General features: G+C 65.4%; 7 protein-coding genes and 1 pseudogene. 6 read left to right on the top strand and 2 right to left on the bottom strand.

Annotation, left to right across the window (positions count from 1 at the left end; translation table 11 throughout):
• The first annotated feature begins 51 nt into the window (after positions 1-51).
• The 3 genes from ACIQUB_RS19040 (at position 52) to ACIQUB_RS19030 (ending at position 4054) form a co-directional block, all read left to right on the top strand.
• Complete coding sequence (locus ACIQUB_RS19040; RefSeq protein ID WP_113235959.1) at positions 52-1902, top strand: adenylate/guanylate cyclase domain-containing protein; 1851 nt, start codon at positions 52-54, stop codon at positions 1900-1902.
• 71 nt (positions 1903-1973) lie between these two features.
• Positions 1974-2678: a response regulator transcription factor gene (locus ACIQUB_RS19035; protein WP_113235960.1), complete on the top strand. Its 705-nt coding sequence runs from the start codon at positions 1974-1976 to the stop codon at positions 2676-2678.
• The gene (locus ACIQUB_RS19030; RefSeq protein ID WP_113235961.1) at positions 2675-4054 is read left to right on the top strand and encodes a sensor histidine kinase; all 1380 of its coding nucleotides are present in this window, start codon (positions 2675-2677) and stop codon (positions 4052-4054) included. Before ACIQUB_RS19035 ends, ACIQUB_RS19030 begins: the two co-directional genes overlap by 4 nt.
• 34 nt (positions 4055-4088) lie before the next feature.
• Here ACIQUB_RS19030 and ACIQUB_RS19025 read toward each other — a convergent pair whose 3' ends face one another.
• Positions 4089-4469: a GNAT family N-acetyltransferase gene (locus ACIQUB_RS19025; protein WP_402931503.1), complete on the bottom strand. Its 381-nt coding sequence runs from the start codon at positions 4467-4469 to the stop codon at positions 4089-4091.
• Positions 4470-4718: pseudogene (locus tag ACIQUB_RS19020) on the bottom strand (AbrB/MazE/SpoVT family DNA-binding domain-containing protein); the annotation flags it as partial.
• Positions 4719-4870: 152 nt separating this feature from the next.
• Between ACIQUB_RS19020 and ACIQUB_RS19015 the strand changes: the two are divergent.
• The 3 genes from ACIQUB_RS19015 to ACIQUB_RS19005 are packed head-to-tail and all read left to right on the top strand — an operon-like array spanning position 4871 to position 11512.
• Positions 4871-8191 carry a DUF2126 domain-containing protein gene (locus ACIQUB_RS19015; RefSeq protein WP_402931331.1) on the top strand — a complete coding sequence of 1107 codons (3321 nt, stop codon included), beginning with the start codon at positions 4871-4873 and terminating at the stop codon, positions 8189-8191.
• A 20-nt stretch (positions 8192-8211) separates the two neighbouring features.
• Entirely contained in the window at positions 8212-10629 is a 2418-nt protein-coding gene (locus ACIQUB_RS19010; RefSeq protein WP_113238635.1) for a circularly permuted type 2 ATP-grasp protein, read from the top strand.
• A gap of 4 nt (positions 10630-10633) precedes the next feature.
• Positions 10634-11512 (top strand): transglutaminase domain-containing protein, encoded by an 879-nt coding sequence (locus tag ACIQUB_RS19005; RefSeq protein ID WP_402931329.1) that lies wholly within the window; start codon positions 10634-10636, stop codon positions 11510-11512.
• Positions 11513-11636: the final 124 nt, after the last annotated feature.

The following is an 11636-nucleotide window of genomic DNA, read 5'->3' as shown; positions in this document are numbered from 1 at the left end:
AAAGACGTTAGACTTCCCGCGACCCAGTTGCCCTATCACGCGGAGGCCGCATTGGAGCGACGACTGACAGCCATTCTCGCCGCCGATGTCGTCGGTTATTCCAGGCTGATGGGCATCGACGAGGCTGGCACGCTGAAGGCCTTCAACCGTCACCGCGTCGAGCTGATCGAGCCGGCGATCCTCGAATATGGCGGCCGGGTGGTGAAGCTGCTGGGCGATGGCCTGCTGGTGGAATTCGGCAGCGTCGTCAACGCGGTCGCCTGCGCCGTCGAAATCCAGCGCGGCATCGCGCTCGGCAATGCCGAGGTGCCCGAGGAACGCCGCATCCGCTTTCGCATCGGCGTCAATCTCGGCGATGTCATCGTCGAGGGCGGCGATATCTTCGGCGACGGCGTCAATGTCGCCGCTCGTCTTGAAGCCGTCGCGGACCCCGGCGGCATCGCCGTCTCCTCCTCGGTACGCGACCATGTCGGCGCCCGTCTCGACCTGCGTTTTGAGGATCGCGGTCGCCAGACGCTGAAAAACATCGAGCAGAAGGTCCACGTCTACGCCGTGCTCGTCGATCTCCCTGATCAGAGCACTGGCGTGGCCTCCGAAACGCCCATCGCCGGCACGCGCTCGATCGTCGTGCTGCCCTTCACCAACATGAGCGGCGATCCCGACCAGGAGTATTTCTCCGACGGCCTGACGGAAGACATCATCACCGACCTGTCGAAGATCTCGGGCCTGCTGGTTACCCCGCGCAACACCACCTTCGCCTACAAGGGCCGCGCCATGAAGATCGGCCAGATCGCCTGCGAGCTGTCGGTCCGCTATGTGCTGCAGGGCAGTGTTCGCGCATCCGGCGGCCGCGTGCGCATCAGCGCCCAGATGATCGACGCCTGCAATGAGGACCACCTCTGGGCCGATCGCTACGACCGCGACCTGACCGACATCTTCGCCATCCAGGACGAGATCGCCCATGCCATCGTCGGCCAGCTGAAGGTCAAGATGCGGCCGGAGGAAGTGCGCGCCATAGAGAGCGACCCCACCACCAATGTCGAGGCCTACACCTACTATCTGCGCGGCCGCAAATTCGCCCGCACCATGACCATGTCCTATCTGATCATGGCGAGGCGCATGTTCTACAAGGCGGTCGAGCTCGATCCGAACTATGCCCGCGCCTATGCCGGCATCGCCGATTGCGACAGCGCGCTTTACATCTGGTACGCAGCCGAGCTGCCGATCGACGAGATACTCGAAATGACGTCAAAGGCGCTGGCGCTCGACCCCAATCTCGCCGAAGCCCACGCCGCCCGCGCCATCGCGCTCCATCACGCCGCCCGTGACCAGGAAGCCGACGTCTATTTCGCCCGCGCACTGGCACTCGATCCCAATCTTTTCGAGGCCAATTTCCACTTCGCCCACCGCCTGTTCAAGCGCGGCCAGTTCGAGGACGCGATCATCTATTTCGAGCGCTCCGCCAGCCTCTACGGCGATGATTACGTCTCCCCGGTCCTGCTCGCCGCCGCCTTCCGCTCGCTCGGACTTCCCGAGGATGGCCGCAAATGGGCGGCAGAAGGGGCGGTCCGCGCCGAGCGCGCCGCCGAGCAGAACCCCGGCAACTCCGCCCCCGTGCACCGCGCGGCCCTTGCCTACGCGCAGATCGGCGACGACAGGCGCGCCGTCTCCTGGATCAACCGCGCGCTCGCCATGGACCCGCACGACGTCATCACCCGCTACAACGCCGTCTGCGTCCACGCCTTGCTCGGAGAAACCGACCGCGCCGTCGAGCACATGCAGCAATTGCTGCCCAACAGCTCCTCCTACCAGATCGGCTGGTTCGAAAACGATTCAGACCTCGACAACATCCGCTCCGACCCACGCTTCATCGAGCTGATGGCAGCCATCGCGCAGCAGTGAAGCCGTAAAAAGCGCATCGTGACATCGTCAGCGCCGCCCTGTAGTCTCCGGCAAAAATCAAGGGAACATCCGTGCGCATTCTACTGGTGGAGGACAATATCGCGCTGGCCGACGGGCTGTCGGCCATTCTGCGCGGCACCGGCCATGCCGTCGATGTCGTCCATGACGGCGCATCCGCCAATGCGGTAACGGCGGCCGAGAGCTTCGACCTCGTGGTGCTCGATCTCAACCTGCCCGAGATGGACGGCCTCGACGTGCTGCGCGCCATGCGCGCCCGCCAAAACCAGGCCGCCGTCCTTATCCTCACCGCACGCGGCACCCCCGAAGAACGCGTCAAGGGGCTCGATCTCGGCGCCGACGACTACCTGATAAAGCCCTTCGACATCTCCGAATTCGAGGCCCGCGTGCGTGTGCTGCTGCGCCGCCAGGCCGGCCTGCATTCGGCGACCGTCAGCTTCGGCGGCCTGTCGCTCGATCTGAATTCGCGCGCCTTCTTCTCCGGTGGCACACCGCTCGACATCCCCGCCCGCGAGCTCGGCCTGCTCGAAATCCTCTTCATGCGCGCCGGCAAGGTGGTTGCCAAGGAAGCGATCATCCAGTCGCTCACCGCCTTCGACGACGACATCTCCGCCAACGCCATCGAACAATATGTGAGCCGCCTGAGAAAACGCCTTGCCCCGCATGGGCTCACGGTGAAGACCGCGCGCGGCATCGGCTACTACCTCGACAAGCTGCCCGAGCCCGCACCCTATGTTGCCCCGCCCGAGGCCTCATGACGTCGGCCTATTCGCTCCGCCGGCGACTGCTCTTCTGGCTGCTGATCTCCACCGCCGTAATCGGCATCGTGGCGCTCGCCGACACCTATAGCGAGGCGGTCGAGACTTCCAACATCGTCTCCGACCGCGTTCTCGCCGGCTCGGCGCTGGCGATCGCCGAGCGCGTCGTCGTTGCCGAAGACGGCTCGTTGCAGGTCGACATCCCCTATGTTGCGCTGGAAATGCTGACATCGGCCGCGCAGGACCGGGTCTTCTACCGCGTCGACGGCCCACCCGGAGACTTCATCACCGGCTACCAGGCGCTACCCGTCATCAAGGACACCAAGGGCGACGGCGCCGCCTTCGCCGACGATCGCTTCCGCAACGAGCCGATCCGTGTCGCCACCCTCAACCGCTCGGCCTCGACGGGCATCCGCTCGGTGCCCTTCACCGTGACCGTCGCCGAAACCACCATCGCCCGCCGCCAGCTCGCCCGCGCCATCCTGCTGCGCTCGGCGCTGCGCCTGTCGGTCATGATCCTCGGCGCCGCGATCATCGTCTGGATCTCCGTCACCGTGGCGCTGCGCCCGCTCTACAAGCTGCGCGACGCGATCGGCGAGCGCAGCCCCGACGACCTGCACCCGATCGAGCAATCGGTCCCGAGCGAAGTCCAGCCGCTGGTCGATACCGTGAACGGCTTCATGATCCGGCTCGAGCAGGCGCTCGACGCGCTGCGCAACTTCACCGGCAATGCCAGCCACCAGCTGCGCACCCCGCTCGCCATCATCCGCACGCAACTGGCGCTGTCCGCCCGCGCCACCTCGCTCGCCGACGCCCAGGCTGTGGCGCTGAAGGGCGACCAAGCCGTGGCGCATGCCGAGCGGGTGCTCGCCCAGCTGCTGCTGATGGCGAAGATCGACGCCGCTACCTCGCGCGAAGCGCTGACGGCCACCGCCATCGACCTCACCGCGATCGCCCAGGAGATCACCGGCGAACTGATCCCGACCGCATCCGCCGCCGGCATCGATCTCGGCTTCGAAGGCGATGGCCCCGAGATGATCCGCGCCGAACCGCTTCTGATCGGCGAACTCCTGCGCAACCTCAGCGGCAACGCCATCGCCTATGCCGGCCACGGCGCCGAGGTCACCGTCCGCATCCGTGGTCTCGACGATGCCGTGCTGCTAGAAGTCGAAGACAACGGCCCCGGCATCCCGCCAGACCAACTCGCCGCCGTCCGCCGCCGCTTCTCCCGCGCCGACCAATCCGGCGCCCCAGGTGCGGGATTGGGCTTGCCGATCGTCGAGGAGATTTGCGGGTTGTTCAATGCTAGGCTTGACCTCGGTCCCGGCGGTGATGGACGAGGGTTGAAGGCAGTAGTTACGTTTGCCAGAGGATGAGGAGATCATCGATACGGGGGGCTACACGCCCGTCCTACAGCTGAATTAGACCTGCTTCTGTCGATCTGAAACCGCAACCACGATAAAATGAAACCAGGTGCGGTTCAAAGTCGACATGCAGCCATGTTGCGCCTCTGTCTCGGGCAACGCGTATCGCTTCCTCGACCAACATCGTGGCAATCCCCTTCCCCCGCATATCAGGCGTGACGCAGGTGTCCAGAATGAATGCGTGCAGACCACCATCCGTCGCGACGTTGACAAATCCTACCAGGCGCGGGCCCTCGTAGGCTCCGAGATGGGCGAGACTGCGAGCGAGTACCTTGCCGAAATCCCGCGCCTCATGAGCGCCCCAGGCTTCCACCCAAAGGCCGTTGAGTTCATCATCCGAGGGAAATGGATCTACCTTGATAACGATCCCGGCCGTTCCCGCCTCGGCGACGGCATCGTTGATTTCCTCGATCGAAAGCGTCCGGCCGTTGGTCTTGCCCTTTAGCATGCCGCTCAGCTCACGCCAGGAACCGCTGCCTCCGGCTGCTTTGAGTTCCGCGCGCCCGTCTGGCAGCAGATCGAGCCTGATCGCCTCGCCGGGTCGGATTCCGAGATGCTCCAACACCTCTTTCGGCAAAATCGCGCTGCCCTGCTCCGTTACCGTCACTGTCGTCATGAAACGATCTCCGATCCGACGCGATGATACGGCACAAACGCACGACCGCCAAACCACCCCATCCCTACCTTGCATTCTCTCGCTGCATTGCACACACTGCACCTGGGAACAGTAAATGCCGTACAACGATACGGCAGCGGATAAGGCAGTCCATGTCGATCAAAGCCAGCATCTATCACCTGACGCACTACAAATACGACAAGCCGGTCCGCCTCGGGCCTCAGATCATCCGCCTCAAGCCCGCGTCGCATTCCAAGACGAGGGTGATCAGCCATTCGCTGAAGGTCTCGCCGGCGGACCATTTCGTGAACCTGCAGCAGGACCCCTACGGCAACTATCTGGCCCGCTACGTCTTCCCCGACCCGGTGACCGAGTTCAAGATCGAGGTCGATCTCGTCGCCGACATGACGGTCTATAACCCCTTTGATTTCTTCATCGAGGAGAGCGCCGAGATGTGGCCCTTCTCCTATCCTGAGGAGATCAGGGACGACCTGAAGATCTACATGCAGCCGCAGCCGGTGGAGCCGGCACTGGCAGCCTATCTCTCAGGCATCGACCGCACCCCTATGCGCACCACCGATTTCATCGTCGGCCTCAATGCGCGTCTTAAGAACGACGTCGAATACGTCATCCGCATGGAGCCCGGCGTGCAGTCGCCGGAGGAGACGCTGAAGCTGGCGCTCGGCTCCTGTCGCGATAGTAGCTGGCTCCTGGTCGAAATCCTCCGCAATCTCGGCTTCGCCGCCCGCTTCGTCTCCGGCTATCTGATCCAGCTGACGCCGGACCTGAAGGCGCTCGACGGCCCATCCGGCACCGAGGTCGATTTCACCGATCTGCATGCCTGGTGCGAGGTCTATATCCCCGGCGCCGGCTGGATCGGTCTCGACCCGACCTCGGGCCTGTTGACCGGCGAAAGCCACATCCCGCTTGCCGCCACCCCGCACTATAGCAACGCCGCCCCCATCTCCGGCGCGCTCTACGGCCACGCCAACACCGAGTTCGCCTTCGACATGAAGGTCACGCGCGTCGCCGAACATCCGCGCATCACCAAGCCTTTCTCCGACGACAGCTGGGACGAACTCAACGCGCTCGGCGCCAAGGTCGACAGCATCCTGCAGGCAGAAGACGTCCGCCTGACCATGGGCGGCGAGCCGACTTTCGTCTCGATCGACGATTTCGAATCCGCCGAATGGAACACCGAGGCCGTCGGCCCGACCAAGCGCGAAAAGGCCGATATCCTGATCCGCAAGCTGCGCGAGCGCTTCGCCCCCGGCGGCTTCCTGCATTATGGCCAGGGCAAGTGGTATCCCGGCGAAAGCCTGCCGCGCTGGACCTTTTCGCTCTATTGGCGCAAGGACGGCAAGCCGATCTGGCGCAATCCTGAGCTCATCGCCGGCGAAGGCAAGGACACCGGTGTCGCGGCCGACGACGCCGCCAACCTTCTCGGCGCCATCGCCCGCGAACTCGCCATCGAACCTGACATGGTGCTGCCGGCCTATGAGGACCCCGCCGAATGGATCCTCAAGGAAGGCAGCCTGCCCGACAATGTCGATCCCTCGAATTCCAAGCTCAAGGACCCGGAAGAACGCAACCGCATCGCCCGCGTCTTCGAGCGCGGCCTGACGACGCCGACGGGCTACATCCTCCCCGTCCAGGCCTGGAACGCCCAGGCATCCGGCCAGCGCTGGATGAGCGAGCGGTGGAAGACCCGTCGCGGCAAGATCTTCCTGGTGCCCGGCGACAGCCCCGTCGGCTACCGCCTGCCGCTCGGCACCCTGCCCTACGTGCCCCCGGCCCGCTTCCCCTATATCCACCCGGCCGACCCCTCGATCCCCCGCACGCCGCTGCCCGATGTCTTCGTGCCCTCCGGCCGCGCCATGCCGGAAGCCTCGCGCCATAGCGAGGAGGCCGGGCAGAGCCGCGTCGAGCAGACGCTGGGCGAGATCGGCGGCGCCGTGCGCACCGCGATCTCGGTCGAGCCGCGCGACGGCCGGCTTTGCGTCTTCATGCCGCCGGTCGAGCGCATCGAGGATTATCTCGAATTGATCGCGGCCGCCGAAAACGCCGCCGCCGAGCTCGGCCTGCCCGTCCATATCGAGGGCTACTCGCCACCGCAGGACGAGCGCATCAACGTCATCCGCGTCGCGCCCGACCCCGGCGTCATCGAGGTCAACATCCACCCGGCGTCGAACTGGCAGGACTGCGTGGCGATCACCAGCGTCGTCTATGAGGAAGCGCGCCAGTCGCGGCTCGGCGCCGACAAGTTCATGATCGACGGCCGCCACACCGGCACCGGCGGCGGCAACCATGTGGTGGTCGGCGGCGCCAATCCCGGCGACAGCCCTTTCCTGCGCCGTCCAGACCTGTTGAAGAGCCTGGTGCTGCACTGGCAGCGCCATCCCTCGCTCTCCTACATGTTCTCAGGCATGTTCATCGGCCCGACCAGCCAGGCGCCGCGCATCGACGAGGCCCGCCACGACAGCCTCTACGAGCTGGAAACCGCGCTCGCCCAGATCCCCGCGCCCGGCAAGGGGGTCACCCCCCTGCCCTGGATCACCGACCGCCTGTTCCGCAACCTCCTGATCGACGTCACCGGCAACACCCACCGCGCCGAGATCTGCATCGACAAGCTGTTTTCGCCCGACGGACCGACCGGCCGCCTTGGCCTCGTGGAGTTCCGCGGCTTCGAAATGCCGCCGAATGCGCGCATGTCGCTCGCCCAGCAGCTTCTGGTCCGCGCCCTCATCGCCCGCTTTTGGCAAAACCCGGCCGATGGCCGCTTCGTGCGCTGGGGCACCACGCTGCACGACCGCTTCATGCTGCCGCACTTCGTCTGGCAGGATTTTCAGGACGTGCTGGCCGACCTCAAGCAGAACGGCTTCGATCTCAGCCCGGAATGGTTCAAGGCGCAGCTCGAATTCCGCTTCCCCTTCTGCGGCGAGGTCGAATATGAGGGCTCGAAGCTGGAGCTGCGCCAGGCGCTGGAGCCCTGGAACGTCATGGGCGAGGAAGGCGCGATCGGTGGCACCGTGCGCTATGTCGACAGCTCCGTCGAGCGCCTGCAGGTGCGGCTCGAGACCAGCAATTCTTCCCGCTACACCGTCACCTGCAACGGCCGCACCGTGCCGCTGACGCCGACGGGCACCGCCGGCGTCTCGGTCGCCGGCGTCCGCTTCAAGGCATGGCAGCCGGCGTCGGGATTGCACCCGCTGCTGCCGGTCAACACGCCCCTCACCTTCGACATTTATGATACATGGTCGAAGCGTTCGATCGGCGGCTGCATCTATCATGTTGCCCATCCGGGCGGGCGTAACTATGACACCTTCCCGGTCAATGGTAACGAAGCCGAAGCTAGGCGTCTGGCGCGATTCGAGCCATGGGGGCATACATCGGGCGGCTATATCCCCGCGATCGAGACCGGATCACCGGAGTTCCCGCTGACGCTGGATCTGAGACGACCGGCAGGCATTTAGACGCATTAGACTAGGGGTTCATGGGCAAGAAACCGGCAAGAGAGCTACGGCAGCAGAAGAGCGAGCGCATCGGCAACGAGGCGGTGCTCGGCTATCGCCCGCCGCCTGGCGTCGCCGACGAGATGGTCGACCAGAACGGCGCGATCCGCCCGGTCTGGCAGCGCTTCATGGCGCATCTGAGCGGCATGCCGGAAAAGGACCTGACGGAGCGCTTCGCCCGCGCCGACCGCTATCTCCGCGATGCCGGCGTCTTCTACCGCGCCTATGGCAGCACCGGCAGCGCCGAACGCTCCTGGCCGCTCTCGCCCATCCCCGTTCTGATCGACGAGCGTGAATGGGAGAGCCTGTCGGAAGGCCTCGTCCAGCGCGCCGACCTGCTCGAAGCGATCGTCGCCGATATCTATGGCGACAACAGGCTGGTCGAGGATGGCGTGCTGCCGCCGGCGCTGATCGCCTCCAATCCGGAGTTCCAGCGCCCGCTCGTCGGCGTCAAGCCGGCCGGCGGCCACTATCTGCATTTCTGCGCCTTCGAGGTCGGTCGTGGCCCCGATGGCAACTGGTGGGTTCTGGCCGACCGCACCCAAGCCCCATCCGGCGCCGGCTTCGCGCTGGAAAACCGGGTGGCGACCACCCGCGCCTTCTCCGACATCTACGCCGAAACCCCGGTGCACCGCCTCGCCTCCTTCTTCGGCGCCTTCCGCGATGCGCTGCAGGGCATGAAGCACAGCGGCGACGACCGCATCGCGGTTCTGACCCCCGGCCCCGCCAACGAGACCTATTACGAGCACGCGTACATTGCCCGCTATCTCGGCTTCATGCTGCTCGAAGGCGAGGACCTGACCGTCGTCAACGGCAAGGTGATGGTGCGCACCGTCTCCGGCCTGAAGCCGATCACCGTGCTCTGGCGCCGCCTCGATTCCGCCTATGCCGATCCGCTTGAGCTCAACCAGACCTCGCACATCGGCACGCCGGGCCTCGTGGAAGCGCTGCGCGCCGAAAGCGTCACCATCGTCAATGCGCTCGGAAGCGGCATCATCGAAACGCGCGCGCTGCTCGCCTTCATGCCCACCATCTGCCGCCGCCTCTTCGGCGAGGAGCTGAAGATGCCGTCGATCGCCACATGGTGGTGCGGCCAGAAGAGCGAGCGCGACCATGTCGCACAGAACATCGAGAAGATGGTCATCGGCCCGGCCTATTCGCGCGCGCCCTTCTTCGACGACAATGGTGAATCCGTGCTCGGCTCGGCGCTGCGCGCCACTGCCCGCGATTCGATCGGCGATTGGCTGAACAGCGATGGCCCGAAGCTCGTCGGCCAGGAGGCCGTGACGCTCTCGACCACGCCGAGCTGGGTGAACGGCAAGCTGGTGCCGCGGCCGATGTCGCTGCGCGTCTTCGCCGCCCGCACAAAGAACGGCTGGCAGATCATGCCCGGCGGCTTCGCCCGCATCGGCGCCGGCGACGACGTGGCGGCGATCGCCATGCAATCGGGTGGCGCCGCCGCCGACGTCTGGATCGTTTCTGACAAGCCCGTCGAGCGGCACACGCTGCTGCCGACGGAGGCGAGCTTCACCCGCAACATGCCGGGCAGCCTGCCCAGCCGCGCCGCCGACAATCTCTTCTGGCTCGGCCGCTATATCGAGCGCGCCGAAGGGGCGCTGCGCATCCTGCGCGCCTGGCACGCCCGCTTCGCCGAGGCCGCCGATCCAAGCCAGCCGCTGCTGGCCGATGTCAGCGCCTATCTCGCCGCCGTCGATATCGACACCGAGGACGCGGTGCCCGACACGCTGCTGCGCAACATCGACAGCGCCGTCTATTCGGCGAGCAACATCCGCGACCGCTTCTCGCCGGATGGCTGGCTGGCGCTGACCGATCTCGCCAAGACCGCCCGCCGCTTCCACGCCACCGTATCGCCGGGCGACGACGCCAGCCATGCGATGACGATCCTGTTGCGCAAGCTCGCGGGCTTCGCCGGTCTCGTGCATGAAAACATGTACCGCTTCACCGGCTGGCGTTTCCTGTCGCTCGGCCGCCATATCGAGCGCGCGCTGCACATGACCCGCCTGCTCGGCCACATGTCCGGCCCGGAAGCGCCCGATGGCGCGCTCGACATGCTGCTCGAGATTGGCGACAGCGTCATGACCCACCGCCGCCGCTACAACGTCAACACGGCGCGGCTGACCGTCACCGACCTTCTGGCGCTCGACCCGCTCAACCCGCGCTCGATCCTCTTCCAGCTGAACGAGATCCTGCGCGAGGTCGAGCAGCTGCCGAATGCGCTCACCAACGGCCAGATGTCGCCCTTCTACCGCGAATCCATGCGCCTTCGCTCCGGCCTCGCCGTCATGACGCCCGAGACGATGACCGACGACGTCTATCGCAGCCTCGAACGCGAGCTCGAAAATCTCTCCGATCTCCTCGCGCAAACCTATCTGGGGTGATTACGTGCTCTACGATCTGTCGCTGCACATGGGCTATAGCTACGATTGGCCGGCCTCGGGCGCCCGCCACATCATGCGTCTTCTGCCGCTCTCGCTGCCCGATCGCCAGCGCCTGATCGCAGGCTCGATCAAGGTATCGCCGACGCCGGACGAGCAGTCCAATTTCATCGACTTCTTCGAGCACCCCGCGACCTCCTTCATGGTCCGCGCACCCCATGAGAAGCTCGATATCCGCATGCACGCCCGCGTGCAGGTCGAGAGCCACTCGATCACGGCCGATTTCTCGCCCGTGCTCGCCGATCTGCCGGAGGAGATCGCAGGCGTCTGGTCGCTGAAGCCGGGCTCGCCGCATCATTTTCTCGGCAACAGCCCGCGCCTGATCGAAACGCCCGTCATTTCGGATTACGCACAGGGCGTCGTCCAGCCCCGGCTGACGGTGCTGGAGATCGCCACCGCCCTCTGCGCCTCGATCCACAAAGACTTCACATACGACGCCGAGGCGACCAACGTCGACACCACGCCGATCGAAGCCTTCCGGCTGAAGCGCGGCGTCTGCCAGGATTTCAGCCATGTGATGATCCAGGCGCTGCGCAGCCTCGGCATACCCGCGGGCTATGTCTCCGGCTTCCTGCGCACCATCCCGCCGCCGGGCAAGGAGCGGCTGGAAGGGGCCGACGCCATGCATGCCTGGGTGCGCGTCTGGTGCGGCGAGACCACCGGCTGGGTGGAACTCGACCCCACCAATAACATCCCCGCCGGCACCGACCACATCGTCGTCGGCTACGGCCGCGACTACTCCGACGTCGCCCCCGTCATCGGCGTGCTGAAAAGCTATGGTGGCCAGCGCGCCGTGCAGGCGGTGGATGTCATTCCGGTGAAGTAGGGGTCGGAGGCCGGTTTCGTTCGAAAGCGCGTGAGAAAGCGACAATTCGCTAAAATTAGACCAGACTCATAAAGCTCACCTAAATGAACGTGGCCCAAGGATATTCCCAGACTTTGGAAAACCA

Source organism: Rhizobium sp. NPDC090275, assembly GCF_044772225.1.
Taxonomy (GTDB): Bacteria; Pseudomonadota; Alphaproteobacteria; order Rhizobiales; family Rhizobiaceae; genus Rhizobium.
The sequence above is the reverse complement of the archived record's forward strand: the minus strand, read 5'-3'. Positions and strand labels throughout refer to the sequence as shown.